The 19581-nt window shown below is 66.3% G+C and carries 15 protein-coding genes; 7 read left to right on the forward strand and 8 right to left on the reverse strand.

Annotated elements, in window-relative coordinates; translation table 11 throughout:
• Positions 1–82: 82 nt before the first annotated feature.
• Together F6B93_RS08825 and F6B93_RS08830 are read left to right on the forward strand one after the other, a co-directional pair.
• Positions 83–1111 (forward strand): Rv2578c family radical SAM protein, encoded by a 1029-nt coding sequence (locus F6B93_RS08825; protein ID WP_211698757.1) that lies wholly within the window; start codon positions 83–85, stop codon positions 1109–1111.
• A 154-nt stretch (positions 1112–1265) separates the two neighbouring features.
• Complete coding sequence (locus F6B93_RS08830) at positions 1266–1661, forward strand: heme-binding protein (protein WP_211698758.1); 396 nt, start codon at positions 1266–1268, stop codon at positions 1659–1661.
• 16 nt (positions 1662–1677) lie between these two features.
• Here F6B93_RS08830 and F6B93_RS08835 read toward each other — a convergent pair whose 3' ends face one another.
• Together F6B93_RS08835 and F6B93_RS08840 are read right to left on the reverse strand one after the other, a co-directional pair.
• Complete coding sequence (locus F6B93_RS08835; protein ID WP_211698759.1) at positions 1678–2127, reverse strand: MarR family winged helix-turn-helix transcriptional regulator; 450 nt, start codon at positions 2125–2127, stop codon at positions 1678–1680.
• Positions 2128–2221: 94 nt separating this feature from the next.
• On the reverse strand, positions 2222–3823 hold the full coding sequence (locus F6B93_RS08840; protein WP_211698760.1) for a purple acid phosphatase family protein: 1602 nt from the start codon (positions 3821–3823) through the stop codon (positions 2222–2224).
• Positions 3824–3984: 161 nt separating this feature from the next.
• On the opposite strand from F6B93_RS08840, the gene F6B93_RS08845 reads away from it, so the two are divergent.
• On the forward strand, positions 3985–4371 hold the full coding sequence (locus tag F6B93_RS08845) for a hypothetical protein (RefSeq protein WP_425518533.1): 387 nt from the start codon (positions 3985–3987) through the stop codon (positions 4369–4371).
• 301 nt (positions 4372–4672) lie between these two features.
• On the opposite strand, the gene ypfJ is transcribed toward F6B93_RS08845, so the two are convergent.
• The 3 genes from ypfJ to F6B93_RS08860 all read right to left on the reverse strand — a co-directional run bounded on the left by ypfJ (position 4673) and on the right by F6B93_RS08860 (position 7074).
• Positions 4673–5566 (reverse strand): KPN_02809 family neutral zinc metallopeptidase, encoded by an 894-nt coding sequence (ypfJ, locus tag F6B93_RS08850; protein ID WP_211698761.1) that lies wholly within the window; start codon positions 5564–5566, stop codon positions 4673–4675.
• 34 nt (positions 5567–5600) lie between these two features.
• A complete protein-coding gene (locus tag F6B93_RS08855) occupies positions 5601–6116 on the reverse strand; it encodes an SRPBCC family protein (RefSeq protein WP_211698762.1) in 516 nt (171 codons plus the stop codon).
• 61 nt (positions 6117–6177) lie between these two features.
• Entirely contained in the window at positions 6178–7074 is an 897-nt protein-coding gene (locus F6B93_RS08860; RefSeq protein ID WP_211699363.1) for an oxidoreductase, read from the reverse strand.
• Between the two features lie 81 nt (positions 7075–7155).
• Here F6B93_RS08860 and aspS point away from each other — a divergent pair, with 81 nt between their 5' ends.
• The 4 genes from aspS to F6B93_RS08880 all read left to right on the forward strand — a co-directional run bounded on the left by aspS (position 7156) and on the right by F6B93_RS08880 (position 11744).
• On the forward strand, positions 7156–8946 hold the full coding sequence (gene aspS, locus F6B93_RS08865) for an aspartate--tRNA ligase (RefSeq protein ID WP_211698763.1): 1791 nt from the start codon (positions 7156–7158) through the stop codon (positions 8944–8946).
• Positions 8943–9377, forward strand: a complete 435-nt coding sequence (locus tag F6B93_RS08870; RefSeq protein WP_211698764.1) for a nitroreductase family deazaflavin-dependent oxidoreductase — start codon at positions 8943–8945, stop codon at positions 9375–9377. Before aspS ends, F6B93_RS08870 begins: the two co-directional genes overlap by 4 nt.
• Before the next feature lie 75 nt (positions 9378–9452).
• Positions 9453–10502, forward strand: coding sequence for an FUSC family protein (locus F6B93_RS08875; protein WP_211698765.1), 1050 nt, complete (start codon positions 9453–9455; stop codon positions 10500–10502).
• A 297-nt stretch (positions 10503–10799) separates the two neighbouring features.
• Positions 10800–11744, forward strand: coding sequence for a transglutaminase family protein (locus F6B93_RS08880; RefSeq protein WP_211699364.1), 945 nt, complete (start codon positions 10800–10802; stop codon positions 11742–11744).
• Positions 11745–11778: 34 nt separating this feature from the next.
• Here the strand turns inward: F6B93_RS08880 and F6B93_RS08885 are convergent, their stop codons facing one another.
• From F6B93_RS08885 to F6B93_RS08895, 3 genes are all read right to left on the reverse strand, one after another.
• Positions 11779–14481 carry a circularly permuted type 2 ATP-grasp protein gene (locus F6B93_RS08885; RefSeq protein WP_211698766.1) on the reverse strand — a complete coding sequence of 901 codons (2703 nt, stop codon included), beginning with the start codon at positions 14479–14481 and terminating at the stop codon, positions 11779–11781.
• A 14-nt stretch (positions 14482–14495) separates the two neighbouring features.
• Positions 14496–17897, reverse strand: coding sequence for a transglutaminase family protein (locus F6B93_RS08890; RefSeq protein WP_211698767.1), 3402 nt, complete (start codon positions 17895–17897; stop codon positions 14496–14498).
• Positions 17898–18304: 407 nt separating this feature from the next.
• Complete coding sequence (locus tag F6B93_RS08895) at positions 18305–19426, reverse strand: hypothetical protein (protein WP_211698768.1); 1122 nt, start codon at positions 19424–19426, stop codon at positions 18305–18307.
• Positions 19427–19581: the final 155 nt, after the last annotated feature.

Here is a 19581-nt window from a genome sequence, read left to right on the forward strand (position 1 = left end):
TCGCGCGCACAAAAGGCGATTCGACGCGCCCTAGCTCGACCCTAGGCTTGACATTGTATCGAACACCAGTTCGAATAGTGGCATGCGTTGGGCTGGCCAGGCCGTCGCGATCAATGGGAAGCCGGTCGACGACGGCGCGCTCCCCGGGCTGCAGCGGATCGGCTTCGTCCGCAGGGTGCGTGCTCCGGAATTCGACGGCATCACCTTCCACGAAGTGCTGTGCAAGTCCGCCCTGAACAAGGTGCCCAATGCTGCGCTGTTGCCATTTCGGTACACCGTCAACGGCTATCGCGGATGTTCGCACGGCTGTCGGTACTGTTTCGCGCGGCCCACTCACGAATACCTGGACTTCAACTGCGGCAGCGATTTTGACTCCGAGGTAGTGGTGAAGACCAACGTCGTCGAAGTATTACGCCGCGAGCTGCATCGGGCGTCGTGGCGGCGCGAGACCGTGGCGCTGGGCACCAACACCGATCCCTACCAGCGCGCCGAGGGCCGCTACGTGCTGATGCCAGGCATCATTGGCGCGCTTGCTGGGTCCGGAACACCGATGTCGATTCTGACCAAGGGCACGCTGCTTCGCCGAGACTTGCCGCTGCTCGCTCAGGCATCCGAACAGGTTCCGGTGGCGCTTGCGGTGTCGCTGGCGGTGTGCGATCCGGAACTGCAGCGCGATGTCGAACCGGGCACGCCAGCCCCGGCTGCGCGCCTGGCGCTGGTTACGGCGATCCGTGAAGCGGGCCTCGACTGCCATGTGATGGTCGCGCCGGTGCTTCCGCACCTCACCGACTCGGTGGAGCACCTCGACCTTCTGCTTGGCCACATTGGCGCCGCCGGCGCCTCTGGCGTCACGGTGTTCGGTCTGCACTTGCGCGGTTCGACACGTGGCTGGTTCTTGTCCTGGCTGGGTCGCTCGCACCCCGAGCTTGTCGGCACGTACCGCGAGCTCTACCGGCGCGGTGCCTACCTGCCCCCGAGCTACCGAGAGACGTTGCGCCAGAGAGTAGCCCCGCTCATCGCGAAGTATCGGTTGGCGGGAGATCGTCACGAGGCTGTGCCGGCGACCGAATCGGTGGTGACGCAACCACGTGGGCAGCTGACTTTGTTCTAGTCCAGGTTCTAGCATGCGCAGCACAGTTATCGGATCGTTACCCCCGAGATCGTCAAGTAACTTGACAGTCTTCTAGGTCGCCCGTAGCGTCCGAAAAAAGCCGATCTGCGCTCGTCGAGGGCGCAGCCGTCTCGCCATAGCGAAGGAGCGACTAATGAAATCTTGGAGCATCCCTGCCCCGTCGGTGCGCCGTACTCTGGCCGCTTGTGGAATTGGCGGAGTCACCGCAGCCGCACTTGTCATTCCATCGGCGGGCGCCGCGCCGAATCCGTGCACGGCGCAAGGACTCTTCACGACCTCCAGCTCGGTATTTGCGGCCACTGGGCAGTACCTAGAAGCGCATCCAGCGCTCAACCAAACCTTGACTGATGTGAACTCGCAGTCGGATGATCAGGCCCAGGCCACGGTTCGGGACTACTTCAGCGCCAATCCAGGGGAGTACCTTGAAATGCGCGAAATCGTTCGGCCGCTGGGCGATTTGCAGGATCAATGCAACTCTTCGGTCGGGCCTAGCAGAGTCGGTAAGTTGATTCAGGGCTTGCTGGCATAGCCGGCGGCCAGAGGTATTACGAATCGGCTTCCGCGTCGAGCAAGATCTGCAAGGTCTTGCGTAGCTCGCCAAATCGCTGCTGGCCCAGGATCTGCTGCCATTGCTTTTCGACATCGAGGGCATCGGAACGCATCACCCGCAGTGCGCGGCGGCCGCGCGGAGTCAGCCTGATGATGCGGGTGCGGGCGTCGGCCGGGTTGGGCACGCGAGTGACGTAGCGGTGTCTTTCCAAGGCCGCCATCCCCTGTGCGACTGCCTGACGGCTCACCCCGAGGCGGTCGGCCACATCCGATGCATGCAGTGCGCCTCCGGCCAGTGGTACCAACGCGACCGCTTGCGCCGGTCGGATCCCGTCGAGTCCGGCTGCGGCGAACGCCGCCCTCAAGCGCGGACCCCTGGATGCAGCCACCAATTGCACCAGAGCAGGAACGGTGGGCTTCCAGCCGGCATCAAGACCACGTCGCATGACCCGAGTCTGCCACCCGAGCGCGAATGACAAGATGCTTGGCAAGTGAGTCGCGGGGTAGCGGTTCTGGGCAGAAGCGAGCGCGTCGTGAGGCTCACGAGGCCGCATCGCCACGCGGTTTGGTCAAGGTGAACTGGTCGATCGCCGTGACTGTGCCAAACGGCCCTGTCACCGCATAGTGCGTCGCCTCGATCGAGGTGCTCCCACCCGGCTGGCCGGGATCGACGTCGAAAGCCACAAAGCCGTAAGGGTTGTCGCGGTCGCGAAACGCAGACCAGGGCGCATCCTCGAGCACGTATCGGGGTGCCTTGTGCCCAAGCGCGGGATCAAACGGGCCGACGCTCGTCAAGACGCGGCATCGAGGTCGGGGGAAGAAGTTCGCATTGGATGGTCTGGACGTGCCGCCCCCGCCTATGACGAGATGGACGGTTCCTCGGGTGGCGTCGATGACGTCGGTGCCGGCGTCGACAGGGATCGGCGTTCGGACATCGGTCCCGAGTGCTCCCCGTACGGGATGCGACCGCTCGTAGTGATGTTCGTGACCGCACAACACCAGATCAACCCCGTACCGGTCGAATAGTGGCAGCCATTCTTCGCGGATACCGAGATCGGCGCCGTTGGTATGGTCGGTGGTCGATATCGCCGTTTGATGCATGACGACGACCACCCAATCAACCTCCGGGCTGCGTCGGGCAGCGGCGAGTTCGCCCTCGAGCCAGTGCCTTTGCTCTCCGCTCGAGTAACCTCTGATGTAGGAGGCGCCGCCGTCTTGGTAGGCGACGTCGTCGTTGCTCAGGCTGATCACGCGCACCGAGCCAGCGGTGAACGAATACCACAAACCTCGAAGTTCCCCAGGCGATCCGGAGTCAGGTAATGCGAAGTAAGTCTGATATGCGCCGAAACCGATTGGCCCGTTCCCCAACTCGTTCTCGTGATTGCCCGCTGCGGGCATCCAGGGCCGGTATCGCGCCGAGCGAGAGTTGTTCGCGAACCAGTCCGACCAGGTGCGAATCCGGTCCAGTGCGAGGTTTGCATAGCACAGGTCGCCGTTGACCAGGTTGAACAACGGAGCGATGCGCTCGATCGCGACGGTAATGTCGGCAGCCGCGGGTGACCCGAGGTTGTCGCTGACATACCGGCCGCCGGTCAACCTGCCCAGGGTGGGCGTCGCCTGATCCCCGAAGCTGGTGAAGCGCAGCGCCTTTCGCCCGAGCGGCGCGGTTCGTATAGTCCCTAGCTGCGGATCGGCGCCGTCGTGCACTGCGGCATACACGTAGTCGGTGTCCGGCGTCAGGTTGGTCAGGCGGGCATGGTTGACCCGGACCTCGGTTGTGGATTTCGCGTCCCGGTATGTTCGGGTTGCCGCCGCGACTGTCTTACCGAAGCCGGAGGTCGGCGTACCCAGCATGACCCGTGGATTGCGAACCGCGTCGGTGGTGTGCCATGACACCACGACCTCGGTGGCGGCGTTCGCGCCGAATTGCAGATGCAGACCGCCCACTGGCGCCGCCCCATTCGTATCGGGCTGGTACCAGACGGTCGGGTCGTGGCGGCGGGGCCACAACAGTGCGGCTCCGCCGACCCCGACGCCCATCCCGAGAAACGCTGAGGCTGCGCCCGTCGTCAAGAGCTTTCGCCGGTTGATCCCCGGAGGTGGCGCGACACCATCGGCGTGCTGCTGCGTTTCGTCGCCCATTGATGCTTCCTACCGGAGCCGAGTGAACGTCGCGCAACTGGCCTGCCCGTCGTGGCCGCACCGCTGCGCGGTCGCGTGCTCGCTCAACCACGAAGCGTGGTAACACGGCGGGTAGCGTCGTCGATATGAAAGGCATGCACATAGGGGCGACTGGCCTGTCGATGGCAGCGTGCACTGTGACCGTTCTCACCGTGGCCATGCCGGCGACCTCGCATGCCGATCCGGCCGGACATCAGGTCACCTACACAGTGACGACCACCAGCGATCTGACGGCCAACATTCGATACATGCATGCCGATCCGCCGAGCCAGGCAGCATTTGACGCGGAGTCGTCGAAGTACCTGACCACGGTGCACACCCCGATCATCGGTGGCCAGCCACTGGTGTACACGGCCACCTTGGCGGACCCGAACCAGTGGGCGATAGTTACCGCGAGCGGCGGCCTGCGGGTCAATCCGGAATTCCACTGCGAGATCGCCGTCGATGGCCAGGTGGTGGTGTCAGAGAACGGTGGCAGTGGCGTGAAGTGCTCGACACGCCCCTGGTAGTTGGTGAGCGATCGCTCGCGACCGAGTGGGCCATAACGCTCAGTGCCGGCGGAAATCAGACGCTGCATGATTTCCGCCGGCACTGGCACCCGAGAAGCGGATCCGGGCTATTTGGTCGGCCTTGTCAGTCGCAGATAACCGCTTGAGCTACCTCAATTCGGCGCGTTCTCATGATCCCTGCCATTCGGTATTTGCTGCAATCCACCAAGCGGGCCGAATAATTGTCCTGCGCTAGGAGGAAGCTCGTGTCCCCCAATCGGGGGATATGGCGTTGGTTTCGGCCCGCGGTGCCGCGCAGCAGCTAGCCGAGGTCGCGAGTGGCGAAGGTGTCGCACTTGTTCGGGTCGCCGGTCTGATAGCCGACGGTAAACCACTTCTGCCGTTGCGCCGACGATCCGTGCGTCCAGGATTCTGGGCTGATATGCCCCGTCACCTGCTCCTGGATGCGGTCGTCGCCCACCGAGGCCGCGGCGGAGAGCGCATCCTGGATATCCTGGTCGCTCAACGGTTCTAAGAACGGCACGCCGGTGCTCTCTTGCCTGACGGTCGATGCGTAGTGTGCCCAGACGCCTGCGTAGCAGTCCGCCTGTAGCTCGGTGCGCACGCCGGTGCCTGCCGCGCCCTGGGCGCCGTGCTGAGCGCGGCCGAGCACGCCCAGCAAATTCTGCACGTGATGACCATATTCATGGGCCACCACATACTCCTGCGCGAAGGGTCCTCCGCTAGAACCGAATTCTTCGACGAGTACCTGGAAGAAATCGGTGTCGAAGTATGCGGTTTGGTCCGCCGGGCAGTAGAAGGGCCCGACATCGCTGCTGGCCGGTCCGCATCCGGTGCTCACTTGACCGCTGAACAGTCGCAAGTTCGGCCGGGTGTATCCGGGCATCAGCTGCTTCCACACCGCATCCAGCGAGTTCGCGGTGGCTACCACACGGCATTGGACGAACGTGTTGGCGTCGGCCCCGGTTCGGCACTGGCTCAGATCGAAGCCAGGCGCCACGTCGCCGCGGGTATCGAGCGGTTGTTGGCTCAATACGCCGCCGGGATCAACACCCAGCAGCATCGCGATCACGACGATCGCTAGTCCGGCCAGACCGCCGCCGACCGCCATGCGGCGGCCGCCCCCGCCGCCCGCGGCCGACCCCGACGTCGACGCCGCACTGGTGTCGATGCGCATTCCCTCGTTGAAGGTCATCGCACGCTCCCCAGATCGATCCGGCCGAGACAGCCTAGCGCGGCGTGGCGGTGGCGAACCGGGTGTCGGTATAGCGGCGCAGGTTGCGCAGGAATCGGCGCAGGCCCAAGTTCAGTAGCGGCCGAAACATGTACATTCCCAGCCGCGCGGGGCCGGCGGGCTTCTGGGCCATCGTCCAAGTCAGTCGGCAGCCGGCAGGGATGACCTCGACCCGGTAGTCCTCGGCGAACGCGGCGACAGCTTGTGTGGAGCATTCATTGAACCGAAACGCCATGTGGGTGCAGGGCTCCCACGCAAGGAACTCCTCATTGCCAACGATGCCACCGCGCATCGCGACCGTGCGGGTGGTGCCGGCATGGTACGGCTCGGGGCTGGTCCAGGTCACCTTGGTGATGACGCTCGCCCAGTGCGGCCAGGCCTCGGCATCAGTGAACACCTCGAACAGCTGCTCGGGCGTGATAGCAAGCTCGATGCTATTGCGAAATACATGTGGCGCTTCACCGGAATCTGGGTCGGTGAAACTCAGGTCGACGCGCTCGCACGGGAACATACTCCTAGACACTAGACACAACCCGGACGCTAGACATCAGGCGCTAGACTGACGATTTCACCTAGCCTGGGCCGTCGCTGGCCGCGGCCAGCAGGGGGACGATGACGTCGCTGATCGGGGTCGCCAGGCCATGGATGCGCGCTTTGCGGACGATCACGCCGTTGCGCAGGTCCCATTCCAGCCGCTGGTGGTTCTCTCGATCCGCCAGGATCGAGGTGCCCATATCCTCCGGGGCCTCCTGGAAGAGGTCGACCATCTCCTCGACGGCGTCATCGCCGAGGCGGGCGCCCTCGGCCCGCGCCACCGCCAGGCATTCGCCGAGGTAGCGCCGCGACAGTGCCGCGATGTCGTCGCGGCGAAACATTCCCGACCGTCGGCCGGATAACGCCATGAAGCCGGCCAGCGCGTTGAGTAGCAGTTTGCGCCACGCCCCGGTGAGGAAGTCGGGATCGCAGTCCACGGTGGCGCCGGCGTCGCGCAACAGCTGGGCGAACTTCTCGGCGGCCGGCCCGGTGGGAACCACCAGTGCGGCTGGGCCGCGCAATCGCACCCACCCTTGGGGCTGTGTCTCCGCCGAATACCACACGATCGCGGGAACCACGGTCGCGGACGGACACAGCGGCTGGACATGTTCGACCTGTTCAACACCGTTTTGCAGGACCGCGACGATGGTGTGGCTGTGGCATAGTCGGGCCAGCCAGCCGCGGGCGTCGTCGATCTGAGTGGCCTTGACCGCTAGCACGAGCACATCGACCGGGCCGGTCACCGCACGTGGGTCGGTGTGCATCGGACCGGGCACCACGATCGGGTCGGCGTCGTCGGGACGCAGCTCGATCGCCGCGTGACGTGGGCGGGGGGTACGGCCGCACAGCAGCACCGAATGCCCGGCCTTATGCAACAGCGCGGCGACCGTGGTTCCGACGGCACCCGGTCCGACTAGGGCAACGGTGGTGGAGATGAACCCGAAGGTACCCTGCGTCGCCGACGCCGGTCCTGGGCCCCTTTACACTGAGCAGTCGATCAAGCCGGTTGGAGGGGAGTGTTTGTGCTGCGCAGCCACGCCGCTGGTGCATTACGGGATCGCGACGCGGGCCAGCAGGTGACCTTGGCCGGATGGGTGGGTCGCCGCCGCGACCACGGCGGCGTGATCTTCATCGATCTGCGGGATTCCTCAGGAGTTGCCCAGGTCGTGTTCCGCGACCCGGCGGTGTTGGCCCAGGCGCACCGGTTGCGGGCGGAGTTTTGCGTCGCTGTGGACGGTGTCGTCGAGATCCGGCCGGAGGGCAACGCCAACCCGGAGATTGCCACCGGCGATATCGAGGTCAACGCCACGTCGCTGACAGTGCTGGGCGACTGCGCGCCACTGCCGTTCCAGCTCGACGAGCCAGCGGGTGAGGAGCTGCGGCTGAAGTATCGCTATCTCGACTTGCGCCGCGACGGTCCCGCCGCAGCAATTCGATTGCGCTCCAAGGTGAATGCGGCCGCGCGCGCGGTGCTGTCCCGACACGACTTCGTCGAGATCGAAACCCCGACGATCACCCGATCGACGCCCGAGGGCGCCCGCGACTTCCTGGTGCCGGCCCGGTTGCACCCGGGCTCGTTCTACGCGTTGCCGCAGAGTCCGCAGCTCTTCAAGCAGTTGTTGATGGTGGCCGGCATGGAGCGCTACTACCAGATCGCGCGCTGCTACCGGGATGAGGACTTTCGTGCCGACCGCCAGCCCGAGTTCACTCAGCTCGACATGGAGATGAGCTTCGTCGGCGCCGAGGACATCATCGCGATCTCCGAGGAGATACTGACCGAGTTGTGGGCGCTGATCGGTTACCGGCTTCCGACTCCGATCCCGCGAATCAGCTATGCCGACGCCATGCGCCGATTCGGCTCGGACAAACCCGACCTGCGGTTCGGGCTGGAGCTTGTCGAATGCGCGGAGTTCTTCAAAGACACCACATTCCGCGTCTTCCAGGCACCGTATGTGGGTGCGGTCGTGATGCCCGGCGGGGCCGCTCAGCCGCGGCGCACGTTGGATGGCTGGCAGGAGTGGGCAAAGCAGCGCGGACATCGGGGACTGGCGTACGTGCTGGTCGGCGACGAAGCCTCTGGGGGCGCGCTCAGTGGCCCGGTAGCCAAGAACCTCAGCGATGCTGAACGCGCCGGTCTAGCCGCGCACGTCGGGGCCAAACCCGGAGACTGCATCTTCTTCTCGGCGGGGCCACCGAAGTCCTCGCGGGCGTTATTGGGCGCCGCCCGCACCGAGATCGCCCGTCGCCTCAACCTGATCGACCCCGATGCCTGGGCGTTCGTCTGGGTGGTGGATCCGCCGCTGTTCGAGCCCGCGGAGGAGGCGACCGCTGCCGGTGACGTCGCCGTCGGCTCGGGGGCGTGGACCGCGGTACACCACGCTTTCACCGCGCCGAAGTCCGAGTGGGAAGGCAGCATCGAATCCGATCCCGGCGGCGTGCTGGCCGACGCCTACGACATCGTCTGCAACGGCCACGAAATCGGCGGCGGCTCGGTTCGTATTCACCGCCGGGACGTTCAGGAACGGGTCTTCGCCGTGATGGGTCTGGACAAGGCCGACGTCGAGGAGAAGTTCGGGTTTCTGTTGGAGGCGTTCACGTTTGGCGCGCCACCGCACGGCGGGATCGCGTTCGGGTGGGACCGGGCCATCGCGCTGCTGGCGGGCATGGAGTCGATCCGTGAGGTCATCGCGTTCCCCAAGACCGGCGGCGGTGTCGACCCGCTCACCGACGCGCCCGCGCCGATCACCGCCCAGCAGCGCAGGGAGTCCGGAATAGACGCCGTGCCTCAAGAGGTTCACCGGGCATGACCCAACAAGTGCCAGACAAGGAAACTATTAAGGGATTCAACCGCGATATCGTCGATGAGTTCCGGACCAACGATGGCAAGGTCGGCGGGCAGTTCGCCAACGCGGATCTGCTGGTGCTCACCGCCACCGGCGCCAAGTCCGGCCAACCCAGGGTGACACCGCTGGCGTACTTCCGCATCGATGGCAAGTTGATCATCATCGGATCGTTCGCCGGGTCCGACGTCGATCCAGCCTGGGTGCACAACTTGCGGGCGAACCCGCAGGCACACGTGGAGGTCGGCACTGACGAGTTCGAGGTGGCCGCGCGCGAACTGCCGTCCGCGGAGCGCGACGAACTCTTTTCGAGAATCACCGCGGCGGCGCCGGGCTTCGCTGACTATCAGGCGCGGACAAACAGGGTGATCCCGCTGTTCGAGCTGCGGCGCGCCTAGCGTTTTCGGGTGGTCAGAATCAGGCGGGTGGTGAGCCGGGCCGGCCACGCCCCCCGGGGGGAGTAAACAGACGTCATGAGCACCTCTTTGCTGACCGCAGCGGCCGACGAGGGGCTGGCGGCGATCCGGCGCCTGCGCGTCGCGTTGTGGCCGATCACCCAGTCGTCGGTCGCTGCTGGCCTCGCCTGGTACCTCACTTATGATTTGCTGGACCACCCACAGCCGTTCTTCGCGCCGATTTCCGCGGTGGTGTGCATGTCGGCGACCAGCGTGTTGCGGGCGCGACGCGCCGCACAGATGATCGTCGGGGTGGCGCTCGGGATCGTCCTGGGCGCCGGTGTGAATGGCGTGTTGGGTTCCGGCGAGGTCGCGATGGCGGTCGTGGTGTTCGTCGCGCTGTCGATTGCGGTGCTCAGCGCGCGTGGTGTCATCGCGCAAGGCTTGATGTTCGTCAACCAGACTGCCGTCTCCGCCGTGTTGGTCCTGGTGTTTGCCGGTAATGGCGGTGTGGTCGCCGAGCGCCTCTTTGACTCGTTGATCGGGGGTGGCATCGCGCTGGTGTTCGCGATCTTGCTCTTCCCGGCGGACCCGCTGGCCTTGCTGCGCGAGGCCCGCGCCGCCGCGTTGGCCGCCGCGCATGACACACTCACTGATCTCGCCAACACGATGAGCGATCCGCCGAGTGCCCCCGCCGACTGGGCGATGGCGGCGGTTGACCGACTGCATCGTCAGGTGGGCGAGCTCATCGAGGTCCGGGCCACCGCTGCCTTGGTGGTGCGGCGGGCGCCTCGCCGCTGGCGGCTGCGCGGCGCGATGCGCGACATCAACGAACAGGTCGAGCACGTGGGTCTGCTGGTCGGTTCCTTGTTGCATCTGGTTCGTATGATCACCCGACCCGACCGGGGCGAGATTTCCGAACCCGTGCGTTGCGTACTCTCCGATCTCACGGCGGGCGTCGGTCTGGTCGACGCCGATCCCGCGGCGGCGACCGCACGCATGGCGGCGGCATGCCGCCACATCTCGGCGCTGCGGTCGGTCGCCCGGGACCCCGACGAAGTGGTGCTCGCAGATATCGTCCGAGTGTGTGTCAATGACCTGGAACGGGTCATCGAGCATCGCGTCTGATGCCGGCAGTCCGGGTGACTTGGCGGGAAACTCTGCGGGCAGCTTCGTGGGCGCCCGCGTCAACCACGCCTCGGTGATCAGCTCCGTGGGAAAGACGGCAACGCGCTCCCGCTATGGTCGCTTGGTAGCGCATGTGCGGGCTATCACGCCGCCACATCCTCATGTGGTGTGATCAGCCCTGCTCGACCGCAGCTGATGCAGAAAGGCATAGATGTCAGCAGGGAGCTCGTTGTCGTGGCCTTCCGGCTGGTGCCCCCCATTGTCCGGTGGGTCTCCGCCGAGCCCGGCGGTGAGGTGATGGCACCGGAAACTCGCGCAGCCGGCGAAGCGAACGCCCGGGCCAGCCATCGCTACCGAATCACGCACCGCACCGAGTATCGCTACTCCGACATTGTGACCAGCTCGTACGGTCGCGGGTTTCTCACACCGCTGGACTCGCTGCGGCAGCGCTGCATCGCGCATCGGCTCATCATCGACCCGACGCCCGCCGACAGCTCCACCACCCGCGACGCCTACGGCAACATCAGCTCCTATTTCCACGTCACCCAGCCACATCGCACGCTCAGCGTTACCAGCGAGTCCGTCGTCGACGTATCCCCGCCGGCGGCGGGGCTTTACACCAGCGGGCCGGCGCTAGATCCGTGGGAGGCTGCTCGGCCAGCGGGTCTGAAGGGTGCGTTGGCGACCGAGTTCACCCTGGACTTGAATCCGCCTGAGATCACCGGCGAGGTGCGCGAGTACGCGGCTCCTAGCTTCGTGCCGGAGCGTCCGCTGGTGGAGGTCTTGCGCGATCTGACGACCCGGATCTTCAACGACTTCACCTACCGTTCGGGGTCGACGACGATTTCCACCGGGGTCAACGAGGTTCTCGCGGCTCGGGAAGGGGTGTGTCAAGACTTCGCGCGCCTGGCGATCGCCTGTCTGCGAGCCAACGGCCTGGCGGCTAGCTATGTGTCTGGCTATCTGGTCACCGATCCGCCGCCGGGGAAGGACCGGATGATCGGCGCTGACGCGACTCACGCGTGGGCCGCGGTGTGGACTCCGCAACAGCCAGGTCGGTTTGAGTGGCTGGGCCTTGATCCCACCAATGACCAGCTGGTCGACCAACGGTATATCGGGGTGGGGCGGGGCCGCGACTATGCGGATGTGCCGCCCTTGCGGGGCATCATCTACACCAACTCCGAGGACAGTGTGATCGATGTCGCTGTTGATGTCGTGCCGTTCGACGGCGACGTGCCGTAGGCGTGACTGTCCCGCGGCGCGCGCTGGCCAACTCTTAGGCGGGCATGACCCGGCGGACATCGGGTCCCCACAGCGGCTGCATGCCGCCGGGCAGCGTTAGCTGGGTTGCGGTGATGGCCTCGGCGACGTCGCGCAGCTCGTCGTGGATCCCCGTGAGCAGCTCGGCCAATGTTTCTCGACGCCCGTCGGCCGCGACCTCTTCGAGCTCGGCGGGGTGCGACCGGCGCAGCACGGTGCTGATCTCATCCACCAACCGCTCGGGGCGCGACGACCCCGAGGAGCCGGGTAGGTCTCTGAGGTCGGCTCGCAGCCGTTGCAGCTGATACACCAACGACCGCGGGTTCTGCTCGTCGAACAGCATGAGCTCGGCGACGGCGGCAACACTGATCTTGCCCGCGGTGCGGCGCCGGTAGATGACCGCCGATTCACAGGCCACCAGGGTCGCCTCGATGATGGATTGCTCGGCGGCTGGGCCGCGGGCAGCTGTCAGCATGGCCCGCAGCAGTCCGGTGACCCACAGCCCGCGCTCAATACGTTTGCCGATGTCCATCATCGTCCAGCCGACGTCGTGCACCATCGACTCGCTGGCCACCCCGGACAGCGTCAGCATCCCGGCGAGCGTCTGCGATTGGGCCGTCGCGAGCAGCGCGTCGGCCTCGGTGAGCGATTCGGGTGGGTCGAACCTGCTCGGCAGCGCGTGCTCCACGTTTGCGAGCACCATCCACGTGTCGTTGGACAGCTGGTCGCGCACCGCCCTGGCGGCCAAGGCCAACCCGTCCACTGCCTGAACGAGGGAACCTGGTCGCTGTGGGTCCACCGTCAGCGACCACAGTGTTGACGGGGCAACCGCGATCATCTCCGCGCGGTCGTCAGCGTTGTCGGCACCGGTTCCCGTGTCGGTCCCGGTGATGCGTCCCAGCGCAGCCATCAACGCCGGCACGCACTCGCTTTCTTCCGTGTCCTGGTGGTGGCGGAAGATGTGGTAGCGCTCGCGGGTAACGATCAGCAGTCGGGCCATATTCTCCGCACGTTCGCCATAGCGGCCGAGCCAGAAAAGGTCGGACAACACCCGCGGAGAGCTGACCGCCCAGGTGCCCGCTCCGGTCTTCGCCGGCGGTGCCAGCGTCGGCTCCAACGACGTGAGGGTTACCGCCTCGGCATGCGCACGCTCGGTTGGTCGCACCCAGACATCTTTTGCTGCAACGGTTTTCAGCGTATATGCGGCTGGCCCGGGCGCCAGCACGTAGCCCAGGCCGCCGATCATGGGGGCATAGCCGCTGCGTTGCGCGACAGTGAACAAGCGCATGCCGACTCCAGCCGACGACAACACTCCGGCGTGGTCGGTCGGCGCCGACGAGAACTGCGGTAGCTCTTGGCCAACCCACTGCCACGGCATGTGCTCGATCCGCATCGCCAGCTGGGCCAGTTGCAGCGACGAAAGCGTTGGTCCGACAAGGGTTTCCCCGCCCACGGTGGACTTGATCAGAAGCGAGGGCAGATTCGCCAGGAGGTGCGAGCGTTCGCTGTCGATGCCGCCCCAGTAGACGGGTGCGGTGTGCAAGAGCGGGGTTTCGGCGAGCAGACGTTCGGCCAGCTCGGGCAGAAAGCGCAACAGCCCGGGGTTTTCCAAGATGCCGCTGCCCAGCGTGTTGACAACGGTGACCGTTCCGCGGTGTTGCGCCTCGACCAAACCGGCCACGCCCAGCCGAGAATCAGCGCGCAGATCCAGCGGATCCAAATAATCCGCATCGACACGGCGCAGCACAACGTCGACCTGCTTCAGCGTGCCCAGCGAGCGCATCCACAGCTTGCCGTCGCGCACCACCAGATCGGGGCTTTCCACGAGCGGAAAGCCAAGCAGGGTCGCCAAGTACGCCTGGTCAAAAGCGGTCTCAGAGTAGATCCCCGGACTGAGCACAACGACTACCGGGTCTTGGGCGACATCGGGCGCCGCGTCGAGCAGGGCGAGCCGCAGCGCTTGGGCGAACGGTGTCGCCGGTCGCGGCACAATGCTCTCGTAGAGGTCCGGAATCGCGTTGGCGACAACACGGCGGTCGGCGAGCGCGTACCCGGCTCCCGAGGGCGCTTGTGTCCAGTCGGCGTTGACCTGAAAACTGCCGTCCGGCAGGCGGCTGAGGTCCGCGGCATGCATGAAAAGCTGGTGACGCCCGGGCACCTCGATTCCGTTGGCCGCACGCACGTAGCCGGGATGGGCGAACAGCAGTTCGGCTGGTAGGAGACCCTCACTGAGCAAGGTGCGGGGCCCGTACAGGTCCGCGAGCACGGCATCGAGCAGCCGCGACCGCTGTACCAAGCCGGCCTCCAGCACTTCCCAATCGGCCGCGGAGATCACCAGCGGCAACGTGTCGATGTGCCAGGGCCCCGGCTCCAGGCCGTGGGCGCTCGGTACTCCCTCCCGGCTGGGATCGACCTCGTTGTAGGTGATGCCGTCGTGGTCGATCAGGCTGTGCACTACCGAGCGCAGTCGGTCCAGCCCGACCCTGCCACGCTCGGCGACCGTGTCGGCCAGCTCGACCCAGGCTTCCCGCACGTTGCCGTGTTCGTCGACGAACTCGTCGTAGCCGATCCCCGGGCCCTCTGGGCTGGCGGGTCGCAGGTCGAACAACGCTTCCTGGGCGCGCGCGGTGCGGTACCCGGCCAGTAAGTTGTCGACGTCGTAGCGGTCGCCCGGGGCCGCCGCTGGGCTAGCCGGGTCAACTGCAAATTGTTGTGCCATCTTTGCCGACGCCATTACTGCTGCACGGTACGCACGCGTCGCAGGTCGAGGATGCCCGGCGCGCCGACGTCGGTGAAGATCCTGGCCTGCTTTTCCTTGATGCCGGACAGGTCGACCTTGCCCGGGGTGAATCCGATCGCCTCGAAGCGCCGGGCGCGGCGCGACTCGGCCTCGACAGCGTTGACGGGTGGCTCGTCGTACGCCCGTCCCCCGGGGTGGGTGACGTGGTAGGTGCAACCGCCGCGCGATGTTGCGGTGGTGAGGTCGATCAGTTCGAATTGCAACGGGCTGTCGACGGTGATGGTCGGATGCAGGGCGCTGGGTGGCTGCCACGCCTTGAATCGCACGCCGCCGACGTGGATATCGGGGTTGTCGGTGGCCAGTAGCGGCACCGGGTAGCCGTTGCAGGTCACCACGTAGCGGTGGCGGTCGGCGCCGATGATGCGGACCTGAATCCGTTCCACTGACGAGTCCACGTATCGGGCGGTGCCGGTGCCGGTGGACTCCTCGCCCAAGGTGTTCCACGGCTCGATCGCGTTGCGCAGCTCGATCTCCACACCGTCGAAGACAGCGGTGCCGATGCGCGGGAACCGGAATTCGGTGAACGGGTCCAGCCAGCTGGTCTCGAAGGCGACGCCGTGCGCGCGCAGGTCGGCGGCCACATCGGCGATGTCATGGATCACAAAGTGCGGCAACAGGTAGCGGCCGTGCAGGTTGGCGCCGTGGTGGATCAGTGGGGCGCGCAGCGGCTGGTCCCAGAACCAGGCCACCAACGAGCGCACGAGCAGCGACTGGACCATCGCCATCTGCAGGTGCGGAGGCATTTCGAACCCCCGCAGCTCCAGCAGGCCGAGTCTGCCTCGCGAGCTGTCGGGGCTGAAGAGCTTGTCGATGCAGAACTCGGCCCGATGGGTGTTGCCGGTGATGTCGGTGAGCAGGTGCCGCAGCGCGCGGTCGGTCACCCAGGGTTGTGGACGTCCGCCGCCGGAATGCGGAGACAGCCGGGCGATCTCGGCGAACGCGATTTCCAGTTCGTAGAGCGCTTCGGCTCGGCCCTCGTCAACTCGAGGGGCCTGCGACGTCGTTCCGACGAATCGTCCGGCGAACAGGTAGGACAGCGACGGATGCCGCTGCCAGTAGGTCAGCAATGAGACCAGGAGGTCCGGGCGGCGCAATAGCGGCGAGTCGGCGGGCGTGACGCCGCCCAGCGTGATGTGGTTGCCACCGCCGGTGCCGCTGTGTGCGCCGTCGACGTCGAACGATTCGGTGGCCAAGCGGGCCAGTCGGGCCTGTGCGTAGAGGGTTTCCAGCTGTTGGCGTTGTTCGTCGAAACTGGCGGTGGGCGCCACGTTGACCTCGATGACCCCGGGGTCGGGAGTGATAGTCGTGGACTTCAGCCGAGGGTCCGGCGGCGGGCCGTAGCCCTCGATCACGACCGGGCAGCTCTGTGCCGCCGCGGCGGCTTCCACTCGGGCAATCAAGTCGACGAAGTGTTCCAGCGCCTCGGTGGGAGGCATGTAGATATAGAGCAGGCCATCCCGAACCTCGCCGACCACTGCGGTCGTCGGTGCCGTATCGGGGTCCTCGAGCACCGCCTTGGTCGGTTCGATCGTGCCGGACTCCGTGGTCAACGCATCCTTGTCGGCCACCGGGTCGGCGTCGAATCTCGCCCGCGGCGGCCGCCAGCTGATCGAATCCAGCGGCAGCCGAAGACCCGCAGGAGAATCTCCTTCGAGCAACACGATGCGCCCACGGCGTAGCTGCCAGTCCGCACTGGCCCAGCCCTGGTCGTCGTCGCGGCGATGGAGCGGCAGCACGAACGCCGCGGGGGAGGAGACGGACTCGTCGAGGCGCTGTAGCAGGGCCTGACGCTGGGCAGCGGTATCGGCGACGCTGTCGGGGTCGTCGTCTGGGCCGAGGTCGTCGCCCGGCTCCACCGGATCGCCGGCGGGCATGCGCACTGCGGCCGTGAGCCGGCTCAGCGGGTCTTCGTATGCCGGCCGCACTTGGGAGAGCGGCAGCCCTAGGTCGTCGGCGATCCGGGCGAGTACCCGGCAGGCCGCCTGGCTCTCGCCCGGTTCGTCGTCGGGCTTGTTGGGCGTGGTGCGCTCACTCTGCTCTTGTCGCTCACGTTCCCACGGGTCGGCCAGCAGCGCGGCGTCCTGCCACAGTGGTCGCCCGTCGGTGCGCCAGTAGAGCGAAATCTGCCAGCGCGGCAACGGCTCTCCCGGATACCACCTACCCTGCCCGCGGTGGATCAATCCGTGCGGAGCCCACGCCGCTTTGAGACGTGCGGCTAGCTCGGATGCCCGCTGGCGCTTGTGCGGGCCGTCGGCCTCTGTCCTCCATTCCTCGTCGACCTGGTTGTCGACCGACACGAATGTCGGCTCGCCGCCGACGGTGAGGCGTGCGTCCGCGGCGGCCAGTCGGTCGTCGACCTGCCGGCCGACCTCGCCGATCGTCTTCCAGGCCGTATCGGTGTAGGGCAAGGTGACTCGCGGGTCTTCGTGGACGCGGGTGACGGTGTTGGTGAATTCCAGCACCGTGTCGCAGATATCGGTGCCACCACTGATGGGTGCGGCGGACGCGGGATGCGGTGTGGCGGCCAACGGGATGTGGCCCTCACCGGCGATCAGCCCTGAGGTGGGGTCCAGCCCGATCCAGCCCGCGCCCGGGATGTACACCTCGGTCCAGGCGTGCAGGTCGGTGAAGTCCGCGGCTGGCCCCGAGGGTCCGTCGAGCGCCTCGATGTCGGAGGCCAGCTGCACGAGGTAGCCGGACACGAAGCGGGCGGCCAGTCCCATCTGGCGCAGGATCGACACCAACAGCCAGGCCGAGTCCCGGCACGAGCCGACACCGGTGCGCAGCGTGAAATCCGGTGTCTGGACTCCAGGCTCCATGCGCACGCTGTAGCCGACGTCAGCGTTGATTGCGCGGTTGAGCGCGACCAAGAAGTCGATCGTGCGGGTGCCGGTTGGAACCGCAAAGTTACGCACCCAGGCCGCGACGAGCTCGCCGGGGCCCGACCCGTCGCCGTCCTCGTCGACGGGCCGCAGGTACGGTTCCAAGTCATCGGCCAGCGCCCTCGGATAAGTCAAACCCGCGGCTGGCCACGTCTCGGCCCAGTCCTCGATAAAGAAGTCGAACGGATTGATCACCTTGAGGTCGGCGATCAGCCCGACGGTGATGGTCAGTTGTCGCGTGGGATTCGGAAAAACCAAGCGGGCAAGGAAATTACCGACCGCGTCCTGTTGCCAGTTGATGAAGTGATCGGTGGGCTCGATGCGCAGCGAGTAGGCCTCGATCGCAGTGCGGCAGTGCGGGGCCGGGCGCAGCCGCACGATGTGCGGAGACACCCCGACCAGGCGGTCAAAGGTGTAGCTGGTGCGGTGCTCCAGCGCAACTTTGATGCTCATAGCTGCTGATCAGATCACACCGGCCAGACCGCCGCAGCGCGTGCCGGTAGGGACGGCCGCGCCAACCCAGTGCGGGTGACGGGCGGTGGTGCCAATGACGGTCCCGGATAACGGCTCTAGGACCGCGGCGGGTGGGTCAGGTTGAGTCCGCAGACCCTATTTGCCGCCGCCGGCGATTCCTGTCTGGTGGCATGCCACCGTGGCCGATGACGCCGTGGCACCGGCGGGCTGGGATGGCGCCGATTCCGCTCCCCGACGTGCTCATCGTCCACCGTTGTCGAAACGAATGGAACCGCCAGTTCGGGGGCAAGACACGTCCGCGATGGCAGACACTGGCGCACCGCGCTGTGCCGGTGCGCTTACCGCAAACACGCGGCGCCCAAATGCCGACTGGCGTCGCCTGGCGGCTACGCCACCGGCGAGCCAGGAGGTGGACCGGGCGGTGTGGCGGGCGGCGGACCCGGCGGTGTGCTCGGCGGCGGACCCGGCGGCATGCCGACCGGAGGTCCGGGCTGGCTGAGCGGAACAACGTGGCCACCTGAGAGTTTCCGCCAGGTGTAGGTCTGGACGAGCGAGGCGACCGGGATTCCGGCGAGCAGGCCGACGAAACACAGCAGTTCACCGATGAACACCGCGGCGCCTTGGACAAGCCACGACAACACAGTGCTACCGATATCGGAGCGAACAGTGGCGACGCTGGCTTTGATCGAATCGATGGGCGATAGGGATCGGTCGACGGCGGCAACGATAGCGAACTGGGCGAGGAAGCCGATGATCAGGCCCGGAATGACGCACAGCACCGATCCGACCAGGACGAGGACGGCGAACAGCAGCCCAGTGACGATCACCGTGCCGAGATTGCGTGGCCGGAAGAACGTACCGACGGTCACCGGTTTGCCGTCGGCGATGTCGAGACAGCCGGTAGTGATGCCGGCATGCATGAATACCGCCACGAAGAACACAGCGATGTACCCCAGGAACAGGATGAAGACCGCGACCGGGCCCAGCGTCATGTTCACCGATTCACTGGTGAAGCCGTAGTCGTCGGTGTAGGTCGTGGCCGTATGGTCGGATAGGCCGAATACCAACGCCGCCGTTACACCAATCACCGCGCTCAGCGCCACGACGTAGGCCAGAATCGGAACCACGAGGGCCAGGGCGTTCTGCGTGAACCTGTTCCATGCCCAACTGATCGCGTCGCCCACGTTGAAGCCTGATTTCGGCGGACCGCCCATGCCGGGCTGAGGCGGGTAGCCGGCGGGGGGTTGGCCGTAGCCGGGCGGCGGGGCTGGCGGTGGCGGCGCGCTGTAGCCGGGGGGAGGCGGTGGCGGTGCGCCGTAGCCGGGTGGTGGGTAGCCGCCAGGAGGTTGGCCGTAGCCGGGCGGTGGGGCTGGCGGTGGTGGCGCACTGTAGCCGGGGGGAGGCGGTGGCGGTGCGCCGTAACCGGGTGGCGGCGGCTGGCCCGGAGTGCCCTGGTTGCCGCCTTGCGGATCGGCTGGGTGTCCTGGGTGTTCTGGCGGCTGGCTCATCGCTGTCCTAATTCGCTTCCCTGTTGTCGGTACGCGCGCGGAACTAAGCAAACCGAAACTTAACAAATATGCGCGGTAGGCGCGCGGTCTGGTGGCCTCCGAATTTGGGGGCACTTATGGGGCCACTTTGGCGACCACGCGGGGTCGTGTCCGGA

This window comes from Mycobacterium spongiae, from assembly GCF_018278905.1.
GTDB lineage: Bacteria > Actinomycetota > Actinomycetes > Mycobacteriales > Mycobacteriaceae > Mycobacterium > Mycobacterium spongiae.